Source organism: Pyxidicoccus sp. M6 (genome assembly GCF_055568925.1).
This window is the reverse complement of the sequence record NZ_CM145714.1, coordinates 5,233,782-5,250,472: the sequence shown is the minus strand read 5'-3', so window position 1 is coordinate 5,250,472 and position 16,691 is coordinate 5,233,782. Positions and strand designations below refer to the sequence as shown.

General features: G+C 71.7%; 11 protein-coding genes. 4 read left to right on the top strand and 7 right to left on the bottom strand.

Features of this window, described 5'->3' with window-relative positions:
* Positions 1–5: 5 nt before the first annotated feature.
* On the top strand, positions 6–3,815 hold the full coding sequence (xdhB, locus tag ACVTJA_RS20940; RefSeq protein WP_465838603.1) for a xanthine dehydrogenase molybdopterin binding subunit: 3,810 nt from the start codon (positions 6–8) through the stop codon (positions 3,813–3,815).
* A gap of 92 nt (positions 3,816–3,907) precedes the next feature.
* On the opposite strand, the gene ACVTJA_RS20935 is transcribed toward xdhB, so the two are convergent.
* The 4 genes from ACVTJA_RS20935 to ACVTJA_RS20920 form a co-directional block, all read right to left on the bottom strand.
* Positions 3,908–6,739, bottom strand: coding sequence for a PAS domain S-box protein (locus ACVTJA_RS20935; RefSeq protein ID WP_465838601.1), 2,832 nt, complete (start codon positions 6,737–6,739; stop codon positions 3,908–3,910).
* A 288-nt stretch (positions 6,740–7,027) separates the two neighbouring features.
* On the bottom strand, positions 7,028–8,008 hold the full coding sequence (locus tag ACVTJA_RS20930; protein ID WP_465838599.1) for an alpha/beta fold hydrolase: 981 nt from the start codon (positions 8,006–8,008) through the stop codon (positions 7,028–7,030).
* Positions 8,005–8,835: a serine aminopeptidase domain-containing protein gene (locus tag ACVTJA_RS20925; RefSeq protein WP_465838598.1), complete on the bottom strand. Its 831-nt coding sequence runs from the start codon at positions 8,833–8,835 to the stop codon at positions 8,005–8,007. Before ACVTJA_RS20925 ends, ACVTJA_RS20930 begins: the two co-directional genes overlap by 4 nt.
* 165 nt (positions 8,836–9,000) lie before the next feature.
* Positions 9,001–10,035: an AraC family transcriptional regulator gene (locus ACVTJA_RS20920; protein ID WP_465838596.1), complete on the bottom strand. Its 1,035-nt coding sequence runs from the start codon at positions 10,033–10,035 to the stop codon at positions 9,001–9,003.
* A gap of 112 nt (positions 10,036–10,147) precedes the next feature.
* On the opposite strand from ACVTJA_RS20920, the gene ACVTJA_RS20915 reads away from it, so the two are divergent.
* Positions 10,148–10,924 carry a class I SAM-dependent methyltransferase gene (locus tag ACVTJA_RS20915; protein ID WP_465838594.1) on the top strand — a complete coding sequence of 259 codons (777 nt, stop codon included), beginning with the start codon at positions 10,148–10,150 and terminating at the stop codon, positions 10,922–10,924.
* 223 nt (positions 10,925–11,147) lie between these two features.
* Positions 11,148–12,425 (top strand): endonuclease/exonuclease/phosphatase family protein, encoded by a 1,278-nt coding sequence (locus ACVTJA_RS20910; protein ID WP_465838592.1) that lies wholly within the window; start codon positions 11,148–11,150, stop codon positions 12,423–12,425.
* A 3-nt stretch (positions 12,426–12,428) separates the two neighbouring features.
* Here the strand turns inward: ACVTJA_RS20910 and ACVTJA_RS20905 are convergent, their stop codons facing one another.
* The 3 genes from ACVTJA_RS20905 to ACVTJA_RS20895 form a co-directional block, all read right to left on the bottom strand.
* Complete coding sequence (locus ACVTJA_RS20905; RefSeq protein WP_465838590.1) at positions 12,429–13,133, bottom strand: peptidoglycan-binding domain-containing protein; 705 nt, start codon at positions 13,131–13,133, stop codon at positions 12,429–12,431.
* Between the two features lie 81 nt (positions 13,134–13,214).
* Positions 13,215–13,547 carry a hypothetical protein gene (locus ACVTJA_RS20900; RefSeq protein WP_465838588.1) on the bottom strand — a complete coding sequence of 111 codons (333 nt, stop codon included), beginning with the start codon at positions 13,545–13,547 and terminating at the stop codon, positions 13,215–13,217.
* A gap of 60 nt (positions 13,548–13,607) precedes the next feature.
* A complete protein-coding gene (locus ACVTJA_RS20895) occupies positions 13,608–15,920 on the bottom strand; it encodes a PQQ-dependent sugar dehydrogenase (RefSeq protein ID WP_465838586.1) in 2,313 nt (770 codons plus the stop codon).
* A gap of 101 nt (positions 15,921–16,021) precedes the next feature.
* Here ACVTJA_RS20895 and ACVTJA_RS20890 point away from each other — a divergent pair, with 101 nt between their 5' ends.
* Positions 16,022–16,648: a hypothetical protein gene (locus ACVTJA_RS20890; protein WP_465838585.1), complete on the top strand. Its 627-nt coding sequence runs from the start codon at positions 16,022–16,024 to the stop codon at positions 16,646–16,648.
* Positions 16,649–16,691: the final 43 nt, after the last annotated feature.

Here is a 16,691-nt window from a genome sequence, read left to right as displayed (position 1 = left end):
GCACCATGTTCGAGTTCCTGCTCAACGGCACGCCCGTCCGTGTCGACGACGTGTCCCCCAACACCACCCTGCTCGACTTCCTGCGCTCGCGCGGGGCGACGGGGACGAAGCAGGGCTGCGCGGAAGGCGACTGCGGCGCGTGCACCGTGGCCATGGTGGACCGAGACGCGAAGGGCAACCGGAGCCTGCGCGCCTTCAACGCGTGCATCGCCCTGCTCCCCATGGTCGCCGGCCGCGAAATCGTCACGGTGGAGGGCGTGGGCCGCCGCGAAGCACCGCATCCCGTGCAGCAGGCCATGGTGAAGCACTACGGCTCGCAGTGCGGCTTCTGCACGCCGGGGTTCGTCGTCTCCATGGCGGAGGCGTACTCACGCAAGGAGGTCTGTACCCCCGAGGCCGTGGCGGACCAGCTCTGTGGAAACATCTGCCGCTGCACCGGCTACCGCCCCATCCGCGACGCGATGATGGAAGCGCTCGCCACCCGTGACGCGGGCACCCCGAGCGAGCCGCTACCGGGCGTCTCCCTCGGTGGCCCCGCCGCGCCGCTGCCTCCGCTCCGCTACGAGGCTCACGGGCAGACCTTCCTTCGGCCCGACTCGTGGGAGGAGTTGCTCGCGCTCAAGGCCGCGCACCCGGAGGCGCTCCTCGTGGCCGGCGCCACCGAGCTGGGCGTGGACATCACCAAGAAGGCGCGGCGCTACCCGTTCCTCGTCTCCACCGAGGGCGTGGAGTCGCTGCGCGCCATCCGCCGCGAGGCGGACGGGTGGTACGTGGGCGGCGCGGCGTCGCTCGTGGACCTGGAGGACGCACTGGGCGCGGAATTGCCCGAGGTGACGAAGATGCTGAACGTCTTCGCCTCGCGGCAGATTCGCCAGCGCGCCACGCTGGCCGGCAACCTCGTGACGGCCTCGCCCATTGGCGACATGGCCCCCGTGCTGCTCGCGCTGGACGCGAAGCTCGTCCTCGCCTCCGTGAAGGGCGAGCGCGGGGTGCCGCTCTCCGACTTCTTCCTCGCGTACCGGAAGACGGCGCTGCGTCCGGACGAGGTGGTGCGGCACATCGTCATCCCCCACGCGTCCGTCCCCTCGGGCGGCCGGCGGCTGTCGGACTCGTTCAAGGTGTCCAAGCGGCGCGAGCTGGACATCAGCATCGTCGCCGCGGGCTTCCGCGTGGAACTGGATGCGGACGGCGTGGTGCGGCTCGCGCGGCTGGCCTACGGCGGCGTGGCGGCCACGCCCGTGCGCGCGCGACGCGCGGAGGAGGTGCTCACCGGGCAGCCGTGGACGCTCGAGACGGTGGCGCGAGCGGTGTCCGTGCTGGCGGAGGAAATCACGCCCATCAGTGATTTGCGCGGCAGCGCGGAGTACCGGCGCGGGCTGGTGACGGGACTGTTCGAGAAGTTCTTCTCCGGCGAGCGCAGCGCCTCCCTGGACGCCGCTCCGCGCTTCACGACAGGCGAGCCGGGGACGTCCGCGGACTCGAGCCGTGAGCTGCGACACGAGAGCGCGTTGGGCCATGTGACGGGCAGCGCGCAGTACGTGGATGACCTCGCGCAGAAGCGGCCCATGCTGGAGGTGTGGCCGGTATGCTCGCCGCACGCTCACGCGCGCATCCTCCGGAGAGACCCCATCGCCGCGCGGAAGCTGCCCGGCGTGGTGGCGGTGCTGATGGCCGAGGACATCCCCGGCACGAACGACACCGGACCCATCCGCCACGACGAGCCGCTGCTCGCCGACAGGGAGGTGCTCTTCCACGGACAGGTGGTGGCGCTCGTCGTCGGTGAGTCCATCGACGCGTGCCGCGCCGCCGCGCGCGCCGTGGTGGTGGAGTACGAGCCGCTGCCCGCCATCCTCACCGTGGAGGACGCAATCTCGCAGGGCAGCTACCACACCGAGCCGCACCTCATCCGCCGGGGCGACGTGGACGCGGCGCTGGCCGCGAGCCCCCACCGCCTCTCCGGCACGCTGTCCATCGGCGGCCAGGAGCACTTCTACCTGGAGACCCACGCCGCCTTCGCCGAGCGCGGTGACGACGGCGACATCACCGTGACGTCCTCCACCCAGCACCCGTCCGAGGTGCAGGCCGTCATCTCCCACGTGCTCGACTTGCCGCGCAGCCGCGTGGTGGTGCAGGCCCCGCGCATGGGCGGCGGCTTCGGCGGCAAGGAGACGCAGGGCAACGCCCCCGCGGCCCTCGTCGCGCTGGCCGCGTGGCACACCGGCCGCCCCGTGCGGTGGATGATGGACCGCGACGTGGACATGGCGCTCACCGGGAAGCGCCACCCGTTCCACGCCACCTTCGAGGTCGGCTTCGACGGCCAGGGCCGGCTGCTCGCCCTGCGCGCGCAGCTCGTGTCCAACGGCGGCTGGTCCCTGGACTTGTCCGAGTCCATCCTCGACCGCGCCCTCTTCCACCTCGACAACGCCTACTACGTGCCGGCGCTGGCGTACTCCGGCCGCGTGGCGAAGACGCACCTCGTGTCCAACACGGCCTTCCGTGGCTTCGGCGGGCCGCAAGGCATGCTCGTCTGTGAGGAGGTGCTGGCCCGCGTGGCTCGCGCCGTCGGCCTGCCCGCGGAGGAGGTGCGGGAGCGCAACCTCTACTCGGGCACGGGGGAGACGAACACCACGCACTACGGGCAGGAGCTGGAGGACCAGCGCATGCCCCAGCTCTGGCGTGAGCTGAAGGCGTCCGCGGACTTCGCCCGGCGGCGGAAGGAAGTCGATGAGTTCAACGCGCGCTCTCCGCGCATCAAGCGAGGCCTCGCGCTCACGCCGATGAAGTTCGGCATCTCCTTCACCGCCACGTTCCTCAACCAGGCCGGGGCGCTCGTGCACGTGTACCGGGACGGCTCGGTCATGGTGTCGCACGGCGGCACGGAGATGGGCCAGGGCCTGCACACCAAGGTGCAGGGCGTGGCCATGCGCGAGCTGGGCCTGCCCCCCAGCGCCGTGCGGCTGGCGAAGACGGCCACGGACAAGGTGCCCAACACCTCCGCCACCGCCGCCTCCAGTGGCTCGGACCTGAATGGCGCGGCCGTGCGCAACGCCTGCGTCACCCTGCGCGAGCGGCTGGCCCCCGTGGCCGCGAAGCTGCTCGCGGACAAGCACGGGCGCAGCGTGGCTCCCGAGGCGCTGGTGTTCGAGAATGGGCGCGTCGGGCCGCCGGGCGAACCCGAGGTGGCCCTGCCCTTCGCCGCCGTGGCGGAGGCCGCGTACGTCGCGCGCATCGGGCTGTCGGTGACGGGCTACTACCAGACGCCGGGCATCGGCTACGACAAGGCGCTCGGCCGGGGCCGGCCGTTCCTCTACTTCGCCTATGGCGCCGCCGTGTGCGAGGTGGAGGTAGATGGGTACACGGGCATGAAGCGCGTGCTGCGCGTGGACCTGCTGGAGGACGTGGGCGACTCGCTCAACCCCGGCGTGGACCGCGGGCAGATTGAAGGCGGCTTCGTGCAGGGCCTGGGGTGGCTGACGGGCGAGGACCTGCGGTGGGACGCCAACGGACGGCTGCTCACGCACTCGGCCAGCACGTACGCGGTGCCGGCGTTCAGCGATGCGCCCATCGACTTCCGCGTGCGGCTGATGGAGAAGGCGCGGCAGCACAACACGATTCACGGCAGCAAGGCCGTGGGCGAGCCGCCATTGATGCTCGCGCTCGCCGCTCGCGAGGCGCTGCGCGACGCGGTGGCCGCCTTCGGGCGGAGCGGCGGCGAGGTGGAGCTTGCCTCGCCCGCCACGCACGAGGCGCTGTTCCTGGCCATCCAGAAGCGCCTGGCTCGCGGCCAGGGTGAGGACGGACGCGAGGCGGCGTGAGGCCCTCCGGGGCGGCGGGTGCACCGTCCTGTTCGGTTTTGTCGGGGGTTTTGCGCGCGGAATGTCCCGACATTTCCGAACAGCAACGTGCGTCACCCGCTCCCGGCCCCGTCCGGCTCCGCGCGGCCTTCCGTCCCGGTGCCGCACGGGTCCACGTCCGAGGGCCCTGACAGCGGCAGCGTGACGGTGAACGTTGCGCCCTGCCCTGGCGTGCTCTCGGCCAGCACGGTGCCGCCATGGGCCTCGACAATCTGCCGGGTGATGTAGAGCCCCAGCCCGAGGCCCCCGTAGTGCCGCTCCGACACGGCGCGCTCGAAGCGCTGGAAGATGCGCAGGAGCGACTGCGGCTCGATGCCGATGCCCTCGTCGCGCACCACCAGCCGGGCCAGCCCTCCGCGCGACTCCACGCACACACGCACCGGCTTGCCCGCGCCGTACTTCAGCGCGTTGGACAGGAGATTCGAGACCACCTGCTCCAGCCGTGAGCGGTCCCACTTCCCGACGATTGCGGGCCCGGCGTCGAGGGCGATGCGCGACTGCGCGCGCTGGGCCTGCGGCTCGTAGCGCGCCACCAGCTCGCGAACGAGCTCGGTCAGGTCCACCGACTCCAGCGTGAGCTGCAGCTTGCCCGCGCAGATGCGCGACACGTCGAGGAGCCCGTCGACCAGCTCCGCCAGCCGGCGCACCTGCCGCTGGGCCATGTCCAGGTCGGCGCGCATCCGCTCCGCCGTGACGTCCGTCGCCTCCGTGGGCAGCGCGCGCCGCATGCCCTGCAGCTTGAGCGCCAGCGGTGTGAGCGGCGTCTTCAGCTCATGGCTGGCGATGGAGAGAAACTCGTCGCGCAGCCGGATGGCACGCTGGGCCTGCGCGTAGAGGCGGGCATTGTCCACCGCCGCGGCGGCCCGGAAGGCCAGCTCCTCCGCCATCACCCGGTCCGCGTCGTCGAAGCCGCGGTCCGGGTCCTCCGAGGTGAAGGCCACGACGCCCAGCACATGGCCGCGCGACTTGAGCGCCACCGCGAGGCATGCGCTCGCCCCCAATGTCTCGAGCAGCGCGCCGTGCGGGGAGCAGGACGCCTTCACGTCCCGGGCATCCACCCACAGCACGTCGTGCCCGTCACGCCCCAGTCCAGCGAGGGGCGCGGCCCCACCGGCCCCACCGGCCTCTTCGAGGACGCGGAGCACCTGCGCGGACAGCCCCCTGTCCCGGTGCGACACCGCCAGCCACTGAAGCGGCCCCTCCGGATGCGTCAGCCCCACCATGCAGCAGGTGGCCACCGAGGACGCCGCCAGCTCCGCCACGCACTGGAGCAGCGAGGCCTCGTCGTCGATGCCTCCGGCCAGCAGCCGGCTGGCTCCGGACAGGAAGGTGAGGCGCTCCTCCGTGCGCTTCCGCTCGGTGATGTCGCGGGAGATGCTGCCCAGTCCAATCGGCCGGCCCGACTCGGTGTCCCGCACGAGGAAGAACTGGCTGAAGACGGAGAGCGTCTTGCCCGTCCGTGGGCTGACGAGCCGGAAGTCTCCCTTCCACTGTTCCTCCCGCCGCACCGTGGGTAGGGCCTCCCTTTCAATCATGCGACGGTCTTCCGGGTGGACGTGGTGCAGCATCGAGGTGCCCTGGATTTCCGCCAGGCTGTCCAGGCCCAGCAGCTTCCGACCCGCCTCGTTGAGGTAGAGGACGCGCCCGTCCACGTCGTGGATGCCGACGACGTCGGGCGTGCTCTCCACCACGGACACCAGCCGGCGGCGCTCCAGCTCGCCCTGCCTGCGTGCCGTGACGTCCTGGACCACGGACAGCAGCCGCGCGGGGCGCCCGGACTCGTCGCGGATGCTGGCGGAGGTGACGTCCAGCCAGATGATGGCGCCGTCCTTCCGGATGGCGCGCCGGGAGTGGATGGCGGGAGGCTCCTCGCCCCGGGCCACCCGCTCCATGTCGGCGTAGTCGAGGGACCGGTCCTCCGGGTGCGTGAGGTCCATGAAGCCCATGCGGAGCAGTTCCCTGGCGCTGTAGCCCAGCAGCTCGCACAGCTTTGCGTTCACCTGCAGGAAGCGGCCCGAGAAGAGGGCGACCTGGGCCATGCCCACCGCGGCCAGGTTGAAGAAGGTGCGGAACTGCTCCTCGCTCTCGCGGAGCGCCAGCTCGCGCTGCCGCTGCTCGGTGATGTCCACCAGCCAGCCCACCCACTCCTCCACGCGCCCGTCCGCGCCCAGCACGGGGGCTCCGCGCGACAGCATCTGCCGCCAGCATCCATCGTGGCGCAGCAGCCGGTACTCGGAGGCGTACGCCGTGGGCCGGCGCAGCGCCGGGACCCACTCCTTCATGACGCGGTCGCGGTCATCGGCGTGGATGAAGCGCATGTAGCCGTGGCCGCGGTACTCCGCGAACGTCCTCCCGGTGAAGGACTCGTACGAGGCGCTTCGCTCCACCGCGCGGCCATCCAGCGTCACCGTCCACATCACGCTCGTGGTGGCCTCCAGCAGGGCGTGCAGACGCCGCTCGCTGCGCATCAGCTCCCTCAGCCGGCCTTCCGCCACCGCGCGGGCCCGGCGCTCGTGCCGGAGCTCCTGCCTCCATTCCGACGCCAGCAGCTCCGCCGAGTCGTCCCGCGACTCCTGGCCGCTCTCCAGGAGCGGGCGGAGGGTGCCGAGCAGCGCGTCCCGGGTGAGCGGCCGGGAGGCATACGCCAGGGTGCCCGGCAGCGCGTCCGCGAGGAGCCAGGCCTCAGGGCGCTCGGCGGAAACGAGGAGCAGCAGCGCCGTGACTTCCCGCTGACGCAGGGCATGCCAGGCAATCCGGGCCCAGGCATTCCAGTCGCGCGCCTCGGTGTCGAGGACCAGCAGCCCGAAGTACTCGTCGCGCAGGAGCACGACGGCGTCGTCCGGCGCGTCCGCCTCCACGGGCTCATGGCCGAGGACGCCGAGCACGGACCGCAGGCACGCGCGTTCCTCCGCGTCCAGCCGCGGCAGGAGGACCTTCCCTCGCGCCCGCGCAGCCGCGGCCCCTCGCGGAGGCCTCTCACCTGCGCGCTGAACACGGTGCATGTGGACAGTATGGAGACGCGCCCGGACACTGACAGGAGCGGCGCGAAGAGGCCGGCCGTCAGCACGCCCGCCCGTGTCCACGAGGCAGGCAGGCGGAAGCACGCCGGGCATCCCTGCCCGATGCGGCTCAGTACGCCTGGCGGTGCTCGAGCTTCACGGCGGCGTCGGGGCTCAGCCCGCGCCGTGCAGCTCCGCCACCTGGGGCATGGCGGGCATGGAGGCGCCGCCCTCACGGAAGCGCTCTGCCGCCCAGCGGGACAGGTGACCGATGCACGCGTCGATGGCGCCGCCCGTAGTGAAGATGTGGTTGGTGCCGCGCAGCCGCAGCCGCTCCAGCGTCCGCAGCTTCAGGTCCGAGAACGCGGCCCGGTGGATGCGGTCGAAGAAGACGTCGCGCAGCTTGCCCTCGGCGGTGATGACCAGCACCGGCAGGCCCCGCTCCACCACGCGCTGCCACGTGCGCACCAGCGGCACATTGGCCACCGCCGGCAGCGTCCCCCAGTCCATCAGCAGGTCCAGCAACAACTGGCGCGGAAAGGGCACGTAGCGGAACAGCCGCGCGTACTCGTTCTCCCGCGTCAGCATCCGCATCCAGCCCCAGTACGAGAAGACCTTCGACGTCACCCGCCGCAACGGCAGCCGCGAGCGCCACGTCGCCTCCTCCTCGCGCGGTGCCTCGCCGCCCGCGTTCGCCGCCTCCTGCTCGGACAGGTAGAACTCGGGCTCGAACATGAAGACGCCCTCGATGCCGTCGGGCAGGCGGTCCGCGAGGTAGAGCGACGTCGTCGCCGCGCCGCACAGCCCGCCCACCACCAACCCCTTCAGCCCGTGGCGCTTCAAGAGCTCCGCGTGAATCGCCTGCGCGACCTCCACGAAGCCGCCGCTGCAGACGAACTGGTACAGCTCCGCCGTCGTCTCCGGCAACGGGCCGTCCGAGTCCCCCAGCCCCGGCAGGTCCACGCGGAAGCAGGGGAAGCCCTGCGCGGCGAGCCGGTCCGCGGCCCGCGCCGACAGCGAGCCATGGCCCGAGCGCGGCACGTGCCCCGGGTTGAAGAAGAGGAAGCCCACCCGCTCCGGCTTCGGCGACGCCGCGGGGTGGTACGTCCCCCACAGCCGGTGGCCCTGCACGTCCAGTTGGATGAGCTCCCTCATGACCGTCCCCCCTTGCTCTCGTGCGGCGTGCCGACGCCGGAAGCGAACGTCGCTCCGTCGTCGAACAGCTCCCCCAGGTCCGGCAACAGCCGGTTGCTGGTCGTCCAGAAGAAGGGGCGCGGCGTGCGCACCGAGCGGCCATGGCCCGGCGCCAGGCACCGCTCCGCCGGGCGCCCGTCCAGGTGCACCACGCGCCACGGCCGCGCGTCTTCCTTCGACGGCAGGGCCAGGTCATACGACTCGGCGCTCCGCCACAAGCCGCGGGACCAGGGGAAGCCCTCCACCTCCATGAAGCCCCCCGCCTCCAATTCCGCCACGTAGTCCTCGCGCGAGCGCGCCGAGCCACCCGTCCCCTCCAGGTTGTCCGCCGCCACCTTCCGGCGCAGCACCTCCATCAGGTGCGCACGGCCGGACTCCGGCGGGTCCCAGAGCAACAACCCCTCCGCCCGCTCCTGCTGGAAGAGACGCGCGGCCAGCAGCGCGCCCAGGCGCAGCCCGTGCAGCACCACCGGCACGCCGGGACGCTCGCGACGCAGGAAGTCCAGCCCCGCGCGCACGTCCTCCTCCCAGCGCTGCAGCGTCATGTCCTCGAAGCGCCCCGTGCTCTCCCCGCAGCCCCGGTAATCGAGCCGCAGCGCATCCACGCCCCGGGACGCCAGGTGCCGAGCCCACCGCGTCCAGACGATGTACGCATGCGAGCGCTCCAGCCCCAGCGGGCCCGCCAGCAGCACCGCGGCCCGGCATCCTCCCGGGGCGCGGTGGTGGACGAAATAGAGCGAGTGCTCACCCTGGGCCATGTACCCGGGTGCCTCAGTCAAGGCCTGCATGTGGAAGTGGTTCCCCCAGTTGACTGGTCCCGGATGCTAAGGACTCGCAACAGCCATAGTCAAACATTGCTTGCCACGTGGTTGCCAATGCACTGGCATGTGCCCCCGGGGGTGGGGTTCGCGCGCCCTCGCTCGTCGCGGAGCGAAGTCCTCTCACGAAGCAGCTCAGGAAGGGGATGCGAGGCGTCCACGCCGGAAGCTCTCCGGGCTCTGGCCCCACCAGCGCTTGAAGGCGCGGTGGAAGGCGGCCGGTTCCGCGTAGCCCAGGAGGAAGGACACCTCGGCGATGGACATGCGGCGGCGCAGGTAGACCTCGGACAGTTCGCGGCGCAGCGCCTCGACGATGCCCGCGTACGTCTGGCCCTCCTCGGCCAGCCGCCGCTGCAGCGTGCGCGAGGGCAGCCGCAGCGCCCGGGCCACCGCGGCGCAGGAGAAGTCCCCGCCGGCCAGCGCGTGCCGCACCGATTCGCGCACCCGCTCGGTGGTGGTGCTGAACTGGGGGAGCCGCTCCAGCGCGCGCCGCGCCTGCTTCTCGAACATGGTGTTGAGCAGGGCGTCCGCGTGGACGAAGGGCCGCCGCGCGTCCTCGGCGGAGAACTCGATGGCATTGAAGGGGGCGCCGAACTCCAGGGGACAGCCGAAGAGGGCCTCGTGCTCGGACGTGTCCGGTGGGGCGGCGTGGACGAAGCGCACGCGCAGGGGCCGCACGTCCACGCCGGTGAAGAAGCGCACGCCGGTGGCGAACTGCACCAGCGCGGCCTCCGTCAGGTGCCGGTGCGCGGGCCGCCGCGCGCCCACGGGGGTGAAGCGCATGCGCACGCCCGCCTCCGTCTCCTCCATGCGGAAGCGCTCGCCGTCACCCCAGACGCGCTGGTAGCGGCAGCCCCGCTCCATGGCGTCGCGCAGCGTGGCGCTGGTGAGGACGACGAAGGTGGCCGGGTCATCCAGGTCCGCCAGGTCCACGCGGGCGATGTGCAGGCCCAGGTTGGCGTCGCCGGAGAGCGCCACCATCCGCTCCAGCATGTCGTCCAGCACGGCGTAGGGGATGCGCAGCTCGGGGTCCTCCACGTCGTCCAGCCGGAGGCCAGCCTCGCGGCAGAGCGCATCCACCGGCAGCCCCAACCCCTGCGCCATCCGCAGGGCCTGGCGCGCCATGCGTGCGGAGAGGGATGGCTCGGAGGTGGAGGTCGCCTTCGCCACGCCGGGCACCGTAGTGGCGGGCTGGCGCGCGCGGCAAGCCGTTCTGGCGCGAGCCGTCAGTGCGTCGCGGCCCCCGCCCCAGCACCCTGGTCCCATGCACGAAGGACACCCGATGGTTCCACCCCGCCTCCACCTCTTCGAGCTCATCGACCAGGACTGGTGCCCCGCGGCGCTGCGCGACCTGGCCACCGACTACCTGCACACCGTCAGCACGCGCCTGGGCCTCTTCGACGGCGCGGCCGAGGTGCTGGCCCGGGGCCTGCGCGCCTCGGAAGGCCACGAGGTGCTGGACCTGGCCTCGGGCGGACGGGGCCCGCTGCCCCGCCTTCGCCGGCTGCTGGCCGAACGGCACGGCCTGGAGGCCCGCGTGCGGCTCAGCGACAAGTACCCCAACGCGCTCGCCGCCGAGCGGGCCCGCGAGGAGGGCGTCGACTACCTGGAGCGCCCCGTGGACGCGCTGCGCGTGCCGGCGGACCTGCGTGGCATGCGCACCCTCGTCAATGCCTTTCACCACTTCCGGCCGGAGGACGCGCGCGCGGTGCTCGCGGACGCGCAGGCCCGGGGTGTCCCCATCGCCATCCTGGAGTCGGTGCGGCGCACGCCAGCGGGCATCCTCTCCATGTTCCTGGTGCCGCTGCTGGTGCTGCTCTTCACCCCGCTGGTGCGGCCCGTGACGCCGCTGCGCCTGCTGCTCACGTACGTGGTGCCGGTGGCGCCGCTCATCATCTTCTGGGACGGGCTCGTGTCCGCGCTGCGGGCCCACCGTCCGGAGGAGCTGCGCGCGATGACGGCGTCGCTCGCGCGCGAGGGCTACACCTGGGAGGTCGGCGAGGCGAAGGCACCCGGCAAGGCCGCCATCAGCTACGTGCTGGGCATGCCCACGCGCTGACGCCACGGTGCCCGACGAGGGAAGGGCCGCGCTCCCCTGCCCGCCCGCTCCTCATGCTGGCGAGGCGGAGGGGCCAACCCTCAGCAGCCCGTGCGCCCCCTGGCCTCCGCGCGGAACAGCGCAGAACTTGTGTCCACACAGGAGGACCAGTGGCTCGAGTCACCATCCAGCACGACTGTCGCGTTCCTGCTCCGCACTCGCGGCTCCCCGGGTGGGAGCCTGTATGAAGGTGCCCGAGCTGCTGGAGTATCTCCCAGGTGTCGGCCCCCTGCTCGCCCGCATACCGAGCACGCAGGAGGAGCCACGCCCCCGCGTCGAGCTCACGGTGACGTTCCCCGACTTCGAGGCCGTACCCATGTCGATGGCGGAGCGGGAGCTGGGCGACGGCCGCACCTACGTCGTCCGCAACGCCTCGGCGCTGCCGCCCCGGGGCCCGGGCCTGACGGTGATGAGCTACAACATCCTGCTCGGCGGCCAGCGCCGCGAGGCGCTGCTGGAGTACTTCGACCAGCTCGAGGCGCAGGGCCGCATGCCGGACGTCATCGGCCTGCAGGAGGCCAACGTGCCCATCACCGTGCTGCTGGCGAAGCGGTACGGGTTCCACATGGTCTACCAGGGCCATGACGGCCACGACAGCCGGCGGCTCATCAACGGCAAGGCCTTCCTCACCCGCCACACGCTGGTGGACGCGGCGCACTTCACCTACGTCATCCCCGACTCCATACGCCACGACGCCATCTGCCGCCGCGGAGACCCGTGCGAGCTGCCGGAGGACCGGGGCGCGCTCTGCGTCCGGCTGGAGGTGGAGGGCCACCCGGTGGTCCTCTTCAACGTGCACCACGCGCTGGGGGACTCGGGCATCAACGCGCGCAACCTGCGCCAGCTCAACGCGCTCCTGCGCCATCGCGAGGTGGCCCATGCGGTGGTGATGGGGGACTTCAACGCCAACACCGCCATCAAGCGCGGCGGCTCGTGGCTGATGGCCCACCTGACGATGCACGAGGACACCGTCACGGTGGGGGAATACACGGTGCGCTACGGCGACCCGCACGCCAGTGTGGGCGACAAGGGCGTGGGCAACATCGCCGACCCGCGCCTTCGCAACGAGTTGCACGCACTGGAGCAGGAGCTGCCGGAGACCATCGCCCACGCCACGCTCACGCAGGTGCGGCTGCAGGACGGCAAGGTGATGACGCCGAAGCAGGCGAGCGCGGAGCTACGCTCCGGCAAGGTGCCGCGCGGAAGCGAGCAGTGGCTGCGGCTGCAGGACATCGCCGACAGCGCCACGCTCACCTCGCTGCCGGACGAGACAGGCGTGGTGCCCGCCACCGGCAAGCGCTTCGACAACATCTACGCGTCGCCCGGCCTGGTGCCGGTGCTGTTCGAGGTGGACCGCAGCACCGAGTCCTCGGACCACCAGCCCGTCGTGGCGCACTACATCGTGCGCGGGCCCGGCATGCGGGAAGTCAAACCGCCCTCCGGCAACAGCAAGCAGTCCTGAGCTTCAGACGAGCACGAAGTCCATCTTCTCGAAGCCGCGCGTGCGCGCGCAGACCTCGTCATTGCCTTCGATGGTCTGGAAGGTCTCCTCGTCCACCTCGGTGACGACGCCGCAGTGCTCCCAGTCGCTGGCGGTGCGGCGGCGGAGGAAGAGGCAGCCGGGGTGGATGCGCGTCCTGTCCGGCGTCGTGGAGACGAGCCGCCCCTTCTCCCGGGCGAACGTCCCCAGCGTGTCGCACGACAGCGAGCGCGCCACCGGCATGGGCACGCCGAGCGCCTTCGCTGCCTGCTGGAGGCAGAACGTCGCGAAGCCCGCGGACCAGGGGAAGCCTCGGCCCTCGGAGCCCTCCATGTAGAGGCGCACCCACGGGCCGCGGTGCTCTCCGCCCATTTCTCGCGGACGCTGGCGCAGGTGCTGCGTGGCGCAGGCCACCACCATCGAGCCCAGAGAGCGGCCCTGCGCGGGCACCGGCGCGACGGCGGCCTTGAGGGGCGCGACGAGCCGGTCGAACGTCACCGCGTCGCCCACGCCCGTCACCGTCAACCCGGCCTTGGCCTGGAAGCGCTTCAGCGCCGCCTCCGTCGCGGCGCCGAAGTCACCGTCGATGGCGACGGCGAAGCCCTGGAGTGACAGCCACTCCTGGATGCGCCGCACGTCGTGGCCCCGCTCACCTCGGCGGTAGACCCTGTCCAGCTCGAGCTCGTTCATTCAACCCCCCAACCGGCAACCGCGAGCGCCGGTCCGCGCGCAATCCTCGCACCGCCAGGAAGCACGCGCCAAGTGGGGGTGTCAGTGCGCCTTCTGCTCCTCGAGCGGGCCGCGTCCGTTCTCCAGTGGACCTTCGCCGTCATTGATGACACCGGGGGTGTCGCCGATGGGCGCCTTGCCGGAGCCGCCGGTGCCTTCCTTGAAGCCCTCGGAGGCCTCGTGCGCCGCGTCCTTCACCTGCTCCGCCGCCTTGTTCGCGCCGTGCTCCACGTCCTTCGCCGCCTCGCCTGCTTCACGGCCCACCTGACGGGCGTTCTCTCGCACGGACTCCTGTTGCCGCTCGTTGCAGCCCGCCGCGCCGAGCACCCCGCACAGCCCCGCCAACGTCAGCCACCGCCAGTTCCGTCGCGCCATCGCTTGCCTCCTCGTTCGTGTTGCGTCCGCGTCCGGCCGCAAAGGTAGGCACGCCTGCCCTCAAAGGCCCTCCGGGCAACGTTTGAGTGACGAAATCCACGCATCCACCAGCGCCGTGCCGCCGGGGTCCACCTCGCGCGTGGCGAGCGGCGGCATCTGGAAGCCGTCCCGCGCATGCATGCGCAGCGACACCAGCGACGACTCCGGGTGGCCGGGCGCCACGAGCCGGGCCCCGGGGACGCCCATGTCGCCCAATTCAGGTGGTGCGTCGCAGATGCCGGCCTGCGCCAGCGGGGTGGAGCTGCGCAGGTCCGCGGTGCCACGACCGAGCCCGCTCGGGCGGTGGCACATGGCGCAGTTGGCGTGGAGGTATGCGCGGGCCTTCGCCTCCGCGGACTCCGCGCCGTCATACGTGGCCAGCCGGGGCAGCGTGTCCGGCGCCCCCGGCAACGTCAGCACGCCGATGTGCGCCAGCGTCACGAGCTGATTCGCGCGCCGGTCTCCCGGGTAGACGAAGTCGCCATTGAGTTGCGCCAGCTCCAGGCCCAGCACATGGCTGGCGGTGGCGTTGTGGCACTGCATGCACTCGGCGCGGCTGGGGAAGGTCCACGTCCTGCCCGCCACCTGCTTCACCTTGCCCGTGCTCAGCAGCACCGCGTCCGTGCCGGCGTCGTTCCACTCGTAGCTGTAGCCCGCCCAGCTCCCGTCCGGGTGGCGCATGAAGAGGCGCGTCTCCACGCGCCGACCCTGGAGGAAGAACGTCTTCACCGACACGCTGCCCGGTGGCAGCTCCAGCACTCCGTCCGCGCCCGCGGTGACTGTCGTTCCGTCCGGCACCGCGAGGAAGCGCTCCTTGTCCGCGTTGTCCGACCAGAGCGGCGCATTCACGGCGTAGGGGATGAGGCCACCCGAGGGCTTCGTGGCGTCACGCGCGTCCACGCAGCCCGTCGCCGACAGGAGCGTGGGGAACGTTCCGCCCGGCGCGGGCTTCTCGGGGACGAGCCGGTGCAGTCCACCTCCGCCGAAGTCCACCACCAGCAGCTCCCCATCATTCAGCTCGCCGAAGGAGGAGATGTTGAGCGACGTGGAGAGCACGCTCTTCGGCTTCGCCCCACCACCGGGTGTCGCGTCTCCCGGCAGCGTCCAGATGCGGCCCGTGCCGAAGTCTCCGAAGACGTACTGGCCCGCGAGCGCCGGCACCGCGCCGCCCCGGTACACGTAGCCTCCGGTGACGGACACGCCCTCATCGCGCCCGTAGACGGCCACTGGCGGCGTCAGGCCCTGGGTGTTGCACGTGCTGCTGCGTACACACGCGGTGCCCTCGAGGATGCTCCACCCGTAGTTGCCTCCGAGCGCCACGCGGTTGATTTCCTCGAAGCGCTTCTCACCCACGTCGCCCAGCCACAGCGCGCCGGTGCGCCGATCGAAGCTCCAGCGCCACGGGTTGCGGAAGCCGAGCGCGTAGATTTCCTTCCGCCCGCCGCCCTTCGCATACGGGTTGCTGGAGGGAATGGCGTAGGGCCGCGCCTTGTCCACGTCGAGACGCAGCATCTTGCCCAGCAACTGCTGCGGGTCCTGCGAGGTGCGGTTCGGGTCCAACCGGCCGCCGCCATCACCGAAGCCGATGTAGAGGTAGCCATCCCGCCCGAAGGCCAGGTGTCCTCCGTTGTGGTACGAGTAAGGCTGCGCGAGCTTGAGGAGGAGTTCCTCGCTGCTCGGGTCCAGCGTCGCGCCGCCGTCCGTGCTGTGGAAGCGGGAGATGTACGAGAAGAGCTTTCCCCCGCTCTCTTCGTGGATGTACGAGAGGAACACCTCGCCGTTGCTGACGAAGCGTGGGTGGAAGGCCATGCCCAGCAGGCCCGTCTCGTCGTGCGATGAATTCACCCGGTCCGAGATGTCGAGCACCAGCGAGCTGCTCGCCGGGTCCTCCTCGTTGGCGAAGACGCGTACGCGGCCCTCCTTCTCCACGACGTAGACGCGGCTGTTGTCAGCGGGCGCCTGGAGCACGAGCAGCGGCTGGGTGAATGACAGCCTCGGGAAGACGCGCTGAAGGGAGACACCGGTGGCCTCGGCGGGACGCGCGGGCGCCACGCAGGTGGGATTCGCGGGCCGCGTGTCGAGCCCGTAGGGGACGCTCGGGATGGGCTCACCGGAGTCGGACGCGGCGTCGGGGCCGGCGTCGAGGCCGGCGTCGGAGTCCTGCGTCTCCCCGCCCGCGTCCTCGCGCACCTGCGGGTCCGTGTCGGGCGGCGTTCCGTCGGGCGTCTCGCCTCTGCCTCCGGGCGCGCCGGGACAGGCCATGGGCGAGAGGAGCAGACCGGTGGCGAGAGCGAGGGTGCAGAGCAGGAGCAGCACCGGAGGGCGTCGGGGCATGGGGCCATCTGCCACCACCGCTCGGGCTTGGGGATGGCCTGGCTGGCCGTCTGCCCGGTGCTGGACGCTCGCGCCATATAGGATTCAACCGAAGAGGCTTCATGTCCCCACCCTCCCCGCACCGTTCCGTTCCCTCGTGGCTGGTCGCACTGGCCGCCGTCGCGTTCGCGGTGGGCCTCGGCGTGCCCGGGGTGCGGTTCGTGCGCAAGCGGCTGTGGGCGCACCAGCGCCCGACCGTCTCCGAGGTGAAGAGCCACCTCAAGTCGCTCTTCACGGCGGAGCGCTCGTACCTCATGGAGTACGACGTCTACGACGAGGACATGGCCCGGGTGGGCTTCCTGCCCGAGCCGGAGAACCGGTACACGTACTTCTCCGCCGCCACGGGACGCGCGCTCCCGCGGTCGGAGCGCGAGCATCCCTCCTCCCCGTTCCAGGTCGTCCCGGCGGACCCTTCCGGGCGCGACTATCGCGGAGGCTTCACCACCTTCGCCGACACCGGTTGCCCGGTGACACCTGTTACCCTGTTCACAGGACGCGCGGTGGGCCTGGGCGTCACGCCGGCCAACGGCGCACAGGGGCCCGTCTTCGTCGGCGCGGCCGCGGCCAACCTCGACGACGACGCCACCGTGGACTGCTGGTCCATCGCCACCGAGGAGCGGTGGGCCCCGGACGGCTCGCGCATCCCCGCGGGCGTGCCGTACAACGAGGTGAACGACGTGGTGCGTTGAGCGTCCCCGGGTGGCAGCCCGCACGACTCCGGACATAGGCTCC